Source organism: Arcobacter denitrificans (SeqCode), from assembly GCF_048571185.1.
Lineage (GTDB): Bacteria > Campylobacterota > Campylobacteria > Campylobacterales > Arcobacteraceae > Arcobacter > Arcobacter denitrificans.
In genome coordinates this window covers 2,577,020-2,590,702 of the sequence record NZ_CP182350.1, presented here as the reverse complement: position 1 = coordinate 2,590,702, position 13,683 = coordinate 2,577,020, and the positions used below count along the sequence as shown (strand labels likewise).

The following is a 13,683-nucleotide window of genomic DNA, read 5'->3' as shown; positions in this document are numbered from 1 at the left end:
AGATATTAACTAAATATTATTTTGATTTAGCTTTTTGGATGTCGTATGAATATTTATAAACCATAAAGTCATACATTGTAGTATTTTTATTTTTTGTAAAAAAAAGAAACATTTCTAAAAGTCTTATAGACATTCTAAAAAATGCTGTAAAAGGTATAGCATAAGAGGCAATAATCTCTATTTTTCTGTTTGGATAGTATTTATCAAACTCAAATTTTAACTCTTCTAAAAATCTAGTTTGTTCTTCTATTTCGTCAACATTATTTGCTCTTATTACCCTAACAGCAAGCAATAAGTTAGTGACAAACATTAAAGCATTTAAGTTCCAACCCAATATACAAATATCTAAATAACTCATTTTTTCTCCAAAGTCTATAATTATATCAAAAAAAATATTAGTTTAAAATGATATAATTTTGTATGAAATTAATAGATACAAATATAACTCAAGAATTAAACGAAGACTACCTAATTGAAACTCTAAATTTAAACAACAAAACTATTTTAGAATTGGGCTGTGGAAATGCTTCAAAAACTATAAATATTGCAAGTAATGGATTTAATAGAAAAGTCATCGCTTGTGAAGTAGATGAGATACAACATCAAAAAAACCTTCAAAAAACTTATGAAAATATTGAATTCAAGCTTTGTGGGGCTGAAAACATTGATATGGAAGATGAAAGCGTTGATATGATTTTTATGTTCAAATCTTTTCATCATATACCTATAAACCTTATGCCAAAAGCATTGAGTGAGATAAAAAGAGTACTAAAACCAAATGGTTTAGCTTATATCTCTGAACCTCTATTTATAGGTGATTTAAGTGATATAATTTCTATGTTTCACAATGAAGAACTTGTAAGAATAGAAGCCTTCAATGCTATCAAACATGCAGTTGATACTGAAGAGTTTAAACTTTTTCAAGAGATATTCTTTTACTCGCAAGTTAGCTATAAAGATTTTGAAGATTTTCAATCAAAAGTTATGAATGTAACATTTAATGATAATAAGATTTCAAAAGAGCTTGAAAAAGAAGTAGAAGAAAAGTTTAATCAATATATGCAAAATAATAATCCAATAACATTTAAAAAACCTTTTAGGGTTGATATTTTACAAAAAATTTAAGAAGAGAATAATGACACAAAATGAATATAATAAAAAAATAAATATATTAATATCTTGGGCAATAGCCTATTATGTTGAAGATAATCCACAAGCAAGTGATGAAGAGTACGATAAACTCTCACGAGAATGTTTAGCATATGAGCAAGAAAATCCAAGCCTTTCACACCCAAACTCACCAAATAAAAGAGTTGGTGGCTTTGTTTTAGAAGGATTTGAAAAGGCCTCTCATCTATCACGTATGTGGTCACAAGAAGATGTTTTTAATACCCAAGAACTAGAAGATTGGATAAAAAGAGCTAAAAAAGTCAATACAAATCTGGAGTTTTATTGTGAACCAAAATTTGATGGTGCAAGTCTGAATTTAATCTATGAAAATGGAGTATTAAAACAAGCAATTACAAGGGGTGATGGCAGTATTGGAGAAGATGTTACAAATAATGTAAAAACAATACACTCTATACCTTTAGAAATAAAAGAAAAATCATTAATTGAAATTCGTGGTGAAATTGTAATCAAAAAGGCTGATTTTGAAAAGATAAATCAAGAAAGAGCAAAAAATAGCGAACAACTATTTGCAAACCCTAGAAATGCAGCAGCAGGAAGTTTAAGACAACTTGACCCAAAGATTACAGCAAAAAGAAAACTTTTTTTTAATGTATGGGGAATAGGACAAAATTCTTTAGATTTTAAAACTTTAAATGAAAAGATGAATTATGTTTACTCATTTGGATTTGTAAAACCACCTATGCAGACTATTACCTACAGTGTAGAAGGTATAGAAGAACTTTATCACAAAATAATAGCTTCAAGAAATGATATTCAAATGATGCTTGATGGAATGGTTGTCAAAATCAATGATATTGAAACCCAAGATGAGTTAGGTTATACGGTTAAGTTTCCAAGATGGTCATGTGCTTATAAATTCCCAGCAGTTGAAAAAACTACTACTATAAAAAATATAATCCAACAAGTAGGACGAACAGGTGTTATAACACCTGTAGCAATAGTAGAACCTACTTTAATCGATGGTTCAACAGTTGAAAGAGCTAGTCTACACAACTATGATGAAATAGCAAGACTTGATTTAAGAGTTAATGATCAAGTTATTATTATAAAAAGTGGAGATATTATTCCTAAAATAACTAAAGTCTTTATAGATAGAAGAGATGGAAGTCAAATAGAAATTCCTCGCCCTACTTCTTGTCCTGAATGTAAAAGTGAACTTTTAGATGAAGGTACGCTAATAAAATGTCAAAACCTTGATTGTCCATCAAGAGTTGTAAATTCAATAATATACTTTGCAAGTAAAAACTGTATGAATATAGATGGCTTAGGAAATAAGATAGTTGAAATCCTAGTTAGACAAAATAAGATAAAAGATATACTTGATTTATACTCACTTAAATACGAAGATTTAGAAAACCTTGAAGGATTCAAAGAGAAAAAAATAAACAATCTTTTAAATGCCATACAAAATACTAAAAATAGTTCACTTCATAGAGTTATTAATGCCCTTGGTATAGAACATATAGGAGAAGTAGCCTCTAAACAAATTTGTTTAGAGTTTGGACTTAAAGTCACAACTATAGATTATCATTCACTTGTAATACTTGATGGAATTGGTGAACAAATGGCTAACTCATTTTGTGAATTTATGCGTGTGAATCAAGAACTTGTTCAAAAATTAATTGAAACTATAAGCCCTACTATTGAAGAAAAAATAGAAGTAAGTGAAAATGCCTTTAAAGGAAAAACAGTTGTTATAACAGGAACTATGAGTGTAAGTAGAGGTGAAATCAAGAAAAATCTTGAAGCCCTTGGTGCAAAAGTTAGTTCTAGTGTATCTAAAAAAACCGATTATGTTATTTATGGAGAAGATGCTGGAAGTAAATATGATAAAGCAATTGAACTTAATGTAAGCACTATAAATGAAAAAGAGATGAATAAAATGATATAAAATATTTTTCAGGTGTTACTTTTTAATAAATTTCAAATTTTACTCTAGTTTAAAATAAGTTTTTATTATGTATTTATATATATTTAGTCTATAATTAAGAGATATTTTACAAAAGGTTTTATATGAGTAATACAGTAAAAGGTGAGAAATCTCTTACAATGACAATGTTAATGACTCCTGATAAAGCAAACTTCAGTGGCCAAAATGTACATGGTGGAGAGATTCTAAAAATGCTAGATCATGTTGCATATGCATGTTCTGCTAGATATTCAGGTGGATATGCCGTTACACTATCAGTTGATATGGTTTTATTTAAAGACCCTATTAAAATTGGTTCGTTAGTTACTTTTCATGCATCAGTAAACTATGTGGGAAGAACATCAATGGAGATTGGGATTAAAGTAATTTCGGAAGATATAAAAGACCATACAATCAAAAATACAAATGTTTGTTATTTTACTATGGTAGCAGTTGATGAAGATTGGAAGCCAATATCTGTTCCAAAGTTAGACCCAAAAACAGAAGATGAAAAAAGAAGATATAACGATGCAATCAAAAGAAGAGAGCAAAGAATGTCTTCAAAGCACGCTACAAAAATATAATAAATACTCTTTCAAAAGAAGCTTATGCTTCTTTTGAATCGATATACTCTTCGTAAGTACCTTTAAAATCAATTATAGATCCATCATCTTGAATCCTAATAATTCTATTTGCATAAGCATCAAGAAGTTCCCTATCGTGAGACACACAAATAACAGAACCTGGATATTCTAAAAGACCTTCACCCAATGCAATAATTGCCTCTAAATCTAAGTGGTTTGTTGGCTCATCAAGTATCATAAAGTTTGGTTGTTCTAACATGATTTTAGAAAGCCACATTCTATGTTTTTCCCCACCACTACAAGCACTTACTTTTTTCTCTTGTTCTTGACCATTAAATAACATTCTTCCAAGACAATTTCTTATTTCTGAGATATCTGCATCTCTATCAAAATCTCTTAGCCAATCATATAGTGTTATTTCACCTTTGATTATGTCTGTTGCATTTTGAGGGAAATACCCATTTTGAATAGTTGCACCCCAGAAAACTTCACCACTATCAGGTTTTATATTTTCCATCATAATTTCACATAAAGTTGTTTTACCAATACCATTTGGTCCTATAAGTGCGATTTTATCACCTTTTTCAACTGTAAAAGAGATATCATTTAAAACTTGTTCTCCATCATATGATTTTGAAACATTTCTTACAGTAAGTAACTCTTTACCTACTTCTCTTTTTTGTCTAAAAATAATAGAAGGGTCTCTTCTACTTGAAACTTGAATAGCACCAACATCTAACTTATCAAGTTGTTTTTGTCTTGATGTTGCTTGTTTTGCTTTTGATGCATTTGCACTAAATCTGGCAATAAACTTCTCTAACTCTTCTTTTTCTTTAAGCTTTTTGTTTACATCAGTTTGTTGCTGTTTTGCAATCAGTGTAGAAGCAATATACCAATCATCATAAGTACCACTAAACTCTCTAATTTGTTTGTAATCAACATCTAAGATATGTGTACAAACTGCATTTAGGAAGTGTCTATCATGTGAGATAACTACCATAGTTCCATCATGATGTTGTAATTGATTTTCTAACCACCCAATTGTTTCAATATCAAGGTTATTTGTAGGCTCATCTAAAAATAGTACATCAGGTTTTGGATATAAAACTTGTGCTAATAGTACTTTGAATTTATCTCCACCAGTTAGTGTTGACATAAGTTCTTGATGTTCAGAAGCTGGAAAACCTAAATCTTCTAAGATTTTAGTAATTTTCACATCATATTCATAAGTTGGATCTTCTTCACAACATATTATTTCTAACTCACCTAATCTTTCACCTATTTCATCTGTATACTCTTCCATATAAAGTTTTTCTTTTTCTTTAATTGCATCGTATAATCTTTTGTTTCCAAGTAAAACTGTATCAAATAAACTATATGTTTCATAAGCAAATTGATTTTGACTTAAAGTTCCAACTTTTTTTCCACTTTGAACTTGTACTTCACCCTCTGTTGCTTCTTCTTCTCCAGATAAAATTTTTAGAAATGTAGTTTTACCAGCACCATTAGCACCGATTAAACCATATCTTTTTCCAGCATCTAGTTTTAGGTTTATTTCTTGAAATAAAACCCTTGCACCAAATGATTTTTTTAAATTGACTGTTTGAACCATATATTTTTCCTAATTGTTGTTTTAGTAATTCGCGATTTTAACTAAAGTAAACTAAACCGAAAGTAAAACGATTTAAAGCTCTTGATCAAAAGCCAATTTTATAAGCTCTTTCTCTGTTAGTTCTTTTTTCTTGTCATCATCACTAGGGTTTTTTATACAAAGTACTTTCTCTTTTAAATCATTTAAATTGTATTTTGTTAAGTTTTTAAGCAAGGTATCTGTTACCATATCTTGTTTCAAAGAATTATTGTTGAGTAATTTTGTAATACCATTATGCAGCTTTTTTCTTGTTGTTTCAAATAGTTTTTCTTCATCAGTTAAAGTTACATAAATTCTATCTAAGTATTCGCAAACTAAATCACCTGCATATTTATATGTTGTGATTTTATTATAAACAAACTTCTGAGACTTGATATCAGGAAGTGAAACATTTGTAAATATAGAACCTTGAACCAAATTTAGACCTTCTAAACTATCTATTGGATTGTGGGAACATATAAAATCATCTTTTACAATAGTAGGAGCATACTTTAAGTTAGAGATATTATTTTTAAGAATAATATAATTCCCTTGTACATCTTTTGGTCCGCCTTTTAAAGAATAAATTTCATTTTTAAAAGCTAAAAAATCACCCTTTACAACACTTGGACAACCTTCAAGGGAAGTAAGTTCATTATCACTTATATCAAAATCTCCAGTTATTTCATTGAATTTTAAAGGTAGTCTTGAAAGGTTAGCTAGTCTATCAGATAACTTAACTCTTCCTGTAACATCAACAGAATTATCTTCTAAAATCTTATAGTTTGTAATATCATATTTATGTAGCCACTTTTCAATATCTTCTTTATTTTGTAAAGAGACAATAGGTTTATAGACATGTTCAACTACATCTTTACCTTTATATCTCCAAGTAGTTGTTTGTTCATCAAAACTATGAACTAAGTGATTCAATCTAACATCAGTAATCAAATCCCAACCTATTTCATCAGAGATACCATCTAAGTCTTGTATCTCATTTCCATGACAAATGTAATCTTCACCAACAGTAATTGGTCCACCTTTTAATTCTCTCAAAATATTATGAGAACAATCAAAATATAAAGTCACGTACTTAGGACCACCCTTTAATGAGTGTATTTTATTTTCTGAACAATTAAAGTATCCTCTTACAGTTCTTGGACTTCCTTTGATTGTAGTGAGTTCATTGTTTGAACAATCTAAATATCCCACAATCTCTTTTGGACAATAAGATAAATTGACCAGCTTATTAAATGAACAATTGAAATCATATACAGCTATAGGAGAACCTATTAAAGATTCAATCATATTATGAGAGCAATTAAAATCTCCAGTAACCTTTTCCGGAGACCCTTCAAGTGATTTTAAAGAGTTATTACTAATATCAAAATAACCATCCACAACATCAAAGGTTACAGGTAGCTTATCACCACTTAATTTTCCATTTAAATTAACATTTCCATGAACTGTTACTTTTAAATCTTTTGAAATAAAAAAATTACTAATAGAGTGTTTATCAAGCCATTTCTCAACATCAACTGAGTTTGTCATAGTATACCTTATTTTGAAAGTTATTCTTTCTGTTTGTATTTTATTATTTTTATTGTAAAAAAGCAATAAAAATAGATTAAATTAACTGTTTTACAAAGAACCTTAAAATATTATTTTTATGGTCTATATACTTTTATATTATTAAATTTTTTTGCATCTTTTAAATATTGAGCATGTAATTGACTCAAAATTCCTTTTTCACAATAAAATAGATACTCTTTATCTTGTGGAAGTTTCTCAAACTCTGTTTTCAACTTATAAAAAGGGATTTTTAAAGTCTCACAAGATGTCTCTATACACTCAGGGTTTTGTCTAATATCTATTACAACATAATTACCACTTGAGAGATCACTTACAGTTTCCATTTGACCTATATCTTTTATATCTTCATTTATCTCATCAACATTTATTTGAATAGCATCTTCTACTGCTTTATCTAAAATAGAATAATCAAATTTATTAGCCTCTTTTTCCATTCTTTCATAAGAGCCATGTGTCGTTGGGTTTTTAGAAATCACCCCACAATACTCAGGCATAGCTTCTGCAAACCTTTTTGTACCAATCTCATTGGCTATATTTATAATATCTGGTTTATTCATAGTTGCAAGGGGTCTTAGAACTAATTTATTTGTTGATTGGTCAATCAATGCTAAGTTTCGTAAAGTTTGACTAGAAACTTGTGCGACACTTTCACCTGTTAGAAGTGCATCTATTTTTAAATCATTGGCTATTTTTTCAGAAGCCTTTAACATAAGTCTTTTTAGTGTTACTCCCATATATGTTTCATGTGTTGACCTAAATATTTCAGTAACTACATCATCAAAAGGAATAGATGTAAAAGTAACCCTATGAGAAGATCCAAACTTACTCCATAGATAAAGAGCAACTTGTTTTACACCTATTTCATGGGCCACTCCACCAAGATTGAAAAATACAAAGTGTGTTTTAATTCCTCTTTTCATAGTAAGATATGAAGCCACAGTAGAATCAAAACCACCTGACATAAGTGATAAAATCTCACCTTGTGAACCTATTGGAAAACCACCAAGACCTTTGTGTCTTAGTGTTATGATATTTAATTGATTGTTTATTAGTTCAAGATTTATAGTAACTTGCGCATTTCGTAAATCTACGCCTTTAGTTAAATCTTTATTTTTATGAAGCATATATCCACCAACTGCTTGTTCAACCTGAGTAGATTTAAATTCATGTGTCCCTGAACGTTTAACTCTTACAACAAAAGATTTGTCAACTATCTCTTTTGCCATATGCTCATTAACTATCTCTTTTATCTCATCAATTGTAGTGATTTTATCAAATTGTAATGCTTCTAAAACTAACTCGATTCCTGGAGTATCTAATAGTTTAATCCTAACTTCTGTAACAACATCAATAGGACAAACTACTTCTATCTTGTCAAAAAATTTTTTTGTTGTAATATCTTGTGAAATCTTTGCTAAGAGTTTTTGTAGGTTTCCGTGGAGTCGCCCTACCATTTGTCTTTTAGCAGATGTTCCTTTTATCATTATTTCTGGGAATAGTTTTATTATAAATTTTTGTGTTTTTACTGGAGAAATTTCCATTATTTTATAAGCCTTGTCTTTAATTAGTCGCAATTATATCATAAGGCAGGTAAAGTAATAATCAAATATATATTTATGAATTAAATAAAGAGAAAACTCTTTATTTAATAAACTCGACTATATCTTCAAACTTTTCTCTTAATTGAGTAGATTGTTCGTTGATTCTATATCCAAAAGGAAGTACGCAAGTTAGTTGGAATTTAGAAGTATCAAGTCCAAGTACACCTTCAACACCGCCTTTATCAAAACCTTCAATAGGACAAGAGTCTATTCCTTTAACAGCAGCTGCTGTCATCATATTTCCTAAAGCAATAAATGTTTGTCTTGCTGTCCATGCATAAATATTTTTGTCACTACTTAAAGTCTCTTTTAAATGCTCAGCATAAAGATTTAGGTAAAAATCATATTTCTCTTTTGGCATATCTCGTCTTGCAAATCTTTTTGCGGGGATTCCACTTTCAGGTTTTACTCCTTCAATCCCAGCTAAAACAATGACCAAATGAGAACAAGTTGTAATCTGAGCTTGATTCCAACAAAAAGGTCTTAGTTTTGCTTTTAACTCTTCATTAGTGATAACTAAAAACTTCCATGCTTCCATACCAAATGAAGATGGTGATTTTCTTCCTGCTTCAAGGATAAACTTCATATCCTCATCACTTATTTTTTTACTCTCATCAAAAATCTTACACGCATGTCTAAATTCCATAGCTTCCATAAATGTTTTTTCCATAATTATTCCTTTATATTGATTTTTTAAATTTTTACAAATGTGACATCATCACTTTTTATAAATTGTACATCAAATGTTTCATTAACTACACACTCTCTTAACTTAGGCACATAAACCTTTACATGCTCAGCTTCAAGGTGTAAGTCAAGTAACTCTTGGGAACTCCATCTTTCAATAGTGATAAAAGTATCACCATCAATAAAAGATTCATATTGTTCACAGCCTTTTTCATTTATTGCATATTCATACTGTAAAATATTTGCTATTTCTCTTAATTCTTTATCTTTACTATTTTTTATTTTTGCTTTTACAATTACTATAATCATATTATAATTCTACTTTTTCTAATTTCTTAATCTTTAATGAATCAATCTTATTTTCTATTTTTGATACAAAATTTATAAAATGCTCTTTTTTCTCATGTGCCAATAAGAACTCTTGATTTTCCCAAGTCTCTACAAAAGTAAAACTATTTTTATCATCTAAATCCTTGTGTAAATCATACTGAATACAACCTTCATCATATTTATGTGTTGCTTCATGTAATTTTATAAGTTCATCATAAACTTCATCTTTAAATTCATCTTTTACTTTAACTCTTGCAACGATTACTATATTCTTCATAATATTTCCTTTTTTCAATTTTTAAACTTTGTATAATTTTTGTTACATCATAAGACAGTAAGAACAATCTTACCTTGAATATGTCCAAGACTTGCTCGTTTATGTGCTTTTTTAGCATCAAAAAGAGGGTAAGTACTATCAATCACAACACGAATCGTTCCATCATCAAGTAAGTCTTTTAATTTTGTGAGTTGTATTCCACTTGATCGCACTTGAACTGATGAGATTGTAACACCTAACTTCTCTGCTTCTTCTGTACCTGAGAAACCTAAAGGAAAGATGGGGAATAAAGAACCACCTCTTTTAAGTGTGCGTAAAAAGCGACCAGTTGTTTCTCCACCTATAGTATCAATAACAAGATCAATATCACGGATAACATCCTCAGGAGTTATTTTTGTATAATCAATAAATTCATCCGCACCAAGATCATATAATAATGCCTCGTGCTTACTAGATGCTACTGCAATTACTCGTGCACCTTTCCATTTAGCTAATTGTACTGCAAAATGCCCTACACCACCAGCTGCACCGTTTATAAGAATCGTTTTCCCCTCTAATGGCACAGGTTCATGCTTGTTTGGTTGAAGTGGATTTGGATGATTATGTCCAAGCTCAATCATGAACTGCCATGCTGTTAGTAGTGACATTGGAGCACCTGCAGCATGTACATGACTGATACTATTTGGTTTAATTGCAAGTTCTGATGCCGGAACGTTAACATACTCTGCATAGGCTCTACTTTCACCAGCAAGTCCTTCAGGAAAACGAACCATAGAATAAACTTCATCACCAACTAAAAAGTTTGTCACATCATCAGCAACTGCCTTTACAATGCCTGAAATATCCGTTCCAAGAATAATAGGGAAAGACACCTTTGGTTGCCACTCAGGAGGAAGCATCTTATATCCATCTCGTAAATACAAATCAGGTGGGTTGATACCCACTGCATGAACATGAACAAGAACTTCACCTGGTTTAAGTTCAGGGATAGGTGCATCTTCATAATGTAATACTTCAGGGCCACCAAATTCATATTGCCTAATTGCCTTCATTGTATTTGCTTTCATTATATTTCCTTTTTTAATCTTTAAATTCAAAACCTTGTTTTGTATAATTTTCTTCAATTTTTCTAAAATATATATTTTTATAATAATTTGTCGTTTGTTCGCAATATGATTGTAAATAGTTCATATTATTATCAACTCTGAACTTTTTCATTTGTTTTTCATATGTTAAAACTCCATCTATAACTTTCTTATCATCATATTTATCTTCAAAGGCAAAATTCTAGGTTTAAGTGGAGCTTCTTTTGCTTCTTTTGTAGATACTCCTATTCATTCATATTTTGCTCCACTACCTTATAAAAAACTTTTAGCTAAAACTTTTTCAAATCTATCTAGTTCTAAATCTAAGTTTAAATCACCTTTAAATATATCATGTACAGAATATGTCTCTAACTGTTTTGCTCCACAAAATTGAAATGTCTTATGTACTGCATAGTTTGCTTCATCTAAAGATAAACCTTCAAAAAACCCATCTTTATTATCAAATTCGCTTGTTGGACAGTTATATGTAAGACTTAACATATATTTTTTATCATTCATTAATCCACCACTACCATATTTTTTACTAGCATCATTTCTACTTCTACCATCTCCAGCATAAGTAACTTTTCCTGCACCTGTTGAAAAAATCTCATCAACATATTTTTTTGCTTTCCATGGTAAGGTCATCCAATAAACAGGATATTGAAAGATTATATAATCAGCCCAGGCAAACTTTTCTACTTCTTCATTGATATCATAATCTTTGTCTACGGTACTATGTTTTATAGTAAATCCATTTTTTGATAAAAATTCATCTGCTTTGTTTATATAATCTTTTGTTAGATTTCCTTCGGCAATATCTTTATAATATTGATGTCCATTTAGTATTAGTACATTTTTCATTTTTTCTCCTAAAAACTTATTTGAAAATTATATAGCTTGTAAACTTAATTTACCCTTACTTTACTTTAGGTAAGTAATATACTTTTATTTAGTTTATGGTATAATCTTTCTAAGAAAAGGATTTATAATGTATTATATAAATGATAAAGAGTATAAATGCTCAGTTGCTGTTACACTTGATATATTTAATGATAGATGGAAGTTAGGTATTATTTGGCATCTATTAGATGGGGATATGAGATTTAAAGACTTACATGAAACAGTAAGTGAAATTACTCAAAAAACATTAACAATTAAATTAAAAGAACTAGAAGAAAAAAATATTATACACAGAGAAGTATTTGCTGAAGTTCCACCAAAAGTTGTATATAGTCTTACTGATTGTGGGAAAAAACTAAAACCTGTATTAGAAGAGATGTACAAATGGGGGATCTCTTATGTTGGAGAGTGTGGAAAAATCACTGATGAAAACCCATGTGAAACAACTCTTTGCAAGTAGGATTAATGAATACAACATTATTTTATAAAGAACTAACAGAGATAAAAGATTTTTCTCAAATCATGAACGATGACAATTATTCTAAGATACCTGAAGATTGGTATGTATTAGTTTCTGATATAAAAGGCTCTACCAAAGCCATAGAAGAAGGTATGTACAAAAAAGTAAACTTCGTAGCTGCTCTTGCTATTATAGGTGTTTTAAACATCGATAAGAACTCAGATTTCCCTTATATATTTGGAGGAGATGGAGCTAGCTTAATTGTACCTCCTCATTTACTAGATAAATCAAAAATTGTACTCCTTGAGACTGCAAAAAAAGCAAAAGATGTTTTTGAGTTAAACTTAAGAGTGGGAGTTGTGAGTGTAAAAGAGATAGAAAAAAGAGGCTCATTTATTGAAATCACCAAATTTAGAGCCACAAAAGATTATACCCAAGCAATAGTAAGGGGCAATGGACTTGAACTTGCTGAACATCTTTTAAAAGAAGAGTATTCAACTTTTAAAATAGATGAAAACTTTACTTATAACTATCTTCCTGATTTTGATGGACTAGAGTGTCGTTGGGAAGATATCAAAAGTCCAAAAGAGGAAACCATTGCCTTATTGATAAAAAGTACAAACCTAGAAAAATCAAATATTATTTATCAAAATGTACTAAATAAAATACATGAAATAGCAGGTTCACAAAGTCAAAGAAATCCTATAAAAGAGATAAATCAACTTAATATTTCATTTAATCCAAAAGTTTTAAATACAGAGGCATCAATCTCTTCTTTAAATATTTTTTCTAAATTCTTCACAATATTACGACTTATGATTGAAAACTTACTTGGAAGTTTTCTAATGAAGTTTTCTATTGGACAATGGGGTGATTATAAAAATAGAATTATGAGAACAACAGACACAGAAAAGTTTGATGATATGCTAAGAATGGTAATTTCAACAGATAAAATACAAACAAAAGAGCTTGAGGATTATTTAGAAAAAGAGTATCAAGAGGACTATTTGGTCTATGGTATACATAAATCAGACTCTGCTTTAATGACTTGTCTTATTTTTGAGAGACATGGTAAACATATTCACTTTGTAGATAGTTCCAATGGTGGATATGCCCTTGCAGCAAAAGCATTAAAGGCAAGATTAAAATCAAAAGAATGAAAAATGCATACTAAATAAATATACGATAAAACAAGGATATCTATGAGTAAAAAAACTAAACTTCCATTTGATCCAAATGCCTTTGATTCTATAACTACTATTGGCAATATAATTGATGATTTTCCAAAGTTACATTCGATGGATTTTTCAAAAGTTAGTCTCAATGATGAGCTTACAAGACTCAATTATGAGATAACATCGCCAGAATATAAAGATTTTGAGTTTAGTGATATAAAAGATTGTTATGATTATGAAGTGGATAAAATAGTTTAA

General features: G+C 29.5%; 16 protein-coding genes. 6 read left to right on the top strand and 10 right to left on the bottom strand.

Annotated elements, in window-relative coordinates; genetic code table 11:
* Positions 1-16 precede the first annotated feature (16 nt).
* Positions 17-358 (bottom strand): hypothetical protein, encoded by a 342-nt coding sequence (locus tag ACNI28_RS13025; protein WP_419764700.1) that lies wholly within the window; start codon positions 356-358, stop codon positions 17-19.
* 62 nt (positions 359-420) lie between these two features.
* Here ACNI28_RS13025 and ACNI28_RS13020 point away from each other — a divergent pair, with 62 nt between their 5' ends.
* The 3 genes from ACNI28_RS13020 (at position 421) to ACNI28_RS13010 (ending at position 3,684) form a co-directional block, all read left to right on the top strand.
* Positions 421-1,125: a class I SAM-dependent methyltransferase gene (locus ACNI28_RS13020; RefSeq protein WP_419764699.1), complete on the top strand. Its 705-nt coding sequence runs from the start codon at positions 421-423 to the stop codon at positions 1,123-1,125.
* 10 nt (positions 1,126-1,135) lie between these two features.
* Entirely contained in the window at positions 1,136-3,082 is a 1,947-nt protein-coding gene (ligA, locus tag ACNI28_RS13015; protein WP_419764698.1) for an NAD-dependent DNA ligase LigA, read from the top strand.
* Between the two features lie 122 nt (positions 3,083-3,204).
* Positions 3,205-3,684 carry an acyl-CoA thioesterase gene (locus ACNI28_RS13010; RefSeq protein ID WP_419764697.1) on the top strand — a complete coding sequence of 160 codons (480 nt, stop codon included), beginning with the start codon at positions 3,205-3,207 and terminating at the stop codon, positions 3,682-3,684.
* 22 nt (positions 3,685-3,706) lie between these two features.
* Here the strand turns inward: ACNI28_RS13010 and ACNI28_RS13005 are convergent, their stop codons facing one another.
* The 9 genes from ACNI28_RS13005 to ACNI28_RS12965 form a co-directional block, all read right to left on the bottom strand.
* Complete coding sequence (locus ACNI28_RS13005; protein WP_419764695.1) at positions 3,707-5,296, bottom strand: ABC-F family ATP-binding cassette domain-containing protein; 1,590 nt, start codon at positions 5,294-5,296, stop codon at positions 3,707-3,709.
* A gap of 72 nt (positions 5,297-5,368) precedes the next feature.
* Positions 5,369-6,865 (bottom strand): hypothetical protein, encoded by a 1,497-nt coding sequence (locus ACNI28_RS13000; protein ID WP_419764694.1) that lies wholly within the window; start codon positions 6,863-6,865, stop codon positions 5,369-5,371.
* Positions 6,866-6,981: 116 nt separating this feature from the next.
* A complete protein-coding gene (gene thiI, locus ACNI28_RS12995) occupies positions 6,982-8,448 on the bottom strand; it encodes a tRNA uracil 4-sulfurtransferase ThiI (protein WP_419764693.1) in 1,467 nt (488 codons plus the stop codon).
* A gap of 100 nt (positions 8,449-8,548) precedes the next feature.
* Positions 8,549-9,178: an NAD(P)H-dependent oxidoreductase gene (locus ACNI28_RS12990; RefSeq protein WP_419764692.1), complete on the bottom strand. Its 630-nt coding sequence runs from the start codon at positions 9,176-9,178 to the stop codon at positions 8,549-8,551.
* Positions 9,179-9,201: 23 nt separating this feature from the next.
* Positions 9,202-9,504: a putative quinol monooxygenase gene (locus tag ACNI28_RS12985; protein WP_419764691.1), complete on the bottom strand. Its 303-nt coding sequence runs from the start codon at positions 9,502-9,504 to the stop codon at positions 9,202-9,204.
* 1 nt (position 9,505) lies between these two features.
* Complete coding sequence (locus ACNI28_RS12980; RefSeq protein ID WP_419764690.1) at positions 9,506-9,802, bottom strand: putative quinol monooxygenase; 297 nt, start codon at positions 9,800-9,802, stop codon at positions 9,506-9,508.
* A 47-nt stretch (positions 9,803-9,849) separates the two neighbouring features.
* Positions 9,850-10,869, bottom strand: a complete 1,020-nt coding sequence (locus ACNI28_RS12975) for an NADP-dependent oxidoreductase (protein WP_419764689.1) — start codon at positions 10,867-10,869, stop codon at positions 9,850-9,852.
* A 13-nt stretch (positions 10,870-10,882) separates the two neighbouring features.
* Entirely contained in the window at positions 10,883-11,020 is a 138-nt protein-coding gene (locus ACNI28_RS12970) for a hypothetical protein (protein WP_419764688.1), read from the bottom strand.
* A gap of 140 nt (positions 11,021-11,160) precedes the next feature.
* The gene (locus ACNI28_RS12965; protein ID WP_419764686.1) at positions 11,161-11,751 is read right to left on the bottom strand and encodes an NAD(P)H-dependent oxidoreductase; all 591 of its coding nucleotides are present in this window, start codon (positions 11,749-11,751) and stop codon (positions 11,161-11,163) included.
* 127 nt (positions 11,752-11,878) lie between these two features.
* Between ACNI28_RS12965 and ACNI28_RS12960 the strand changes: the two genes are divergently transcribed.
* Genes ACNI28_RS12960 through ACNI28_RS12950 form a run of 3 tightly spaced genes read left to right on the top strand, consistent with a single transcriptional unit; the run spans position 11,879 to position 13,683 of the window.
* A complete protein-coding gene (locus ACNI28_RS12960; RefSeq protein ID WP_419764685.1) occupies positions 11,879-12,250 on the top strand; it encodes a winged helix-turn-helix transcriptional regulator in 372 nt (123 codons plus the stop codon).
* Positions 12,251-12,255: 5 nt separating this feature from the next.
* Entirely contained in the window at positions 12,256-13,410 is a 1,155-nt protein-coding gene (locus tag ACNI28_RS12955; RefSeq protein WP_419764683.1) for a DUF3095 domain-containing protein, read from the top strand.
* A 42-nt stretch (positions 13,411-13,452) separates the two neighbouring features.
* Positions 13,453-13,683 (top strand): hypothetical protein, encoded by a 231-nt coding sequence (locus ACNI28_RS12950; protein WP_419764682.1) that lies wholly within the window; start codon positions 13,453-13,455, stop codon positions 13,681-13,683.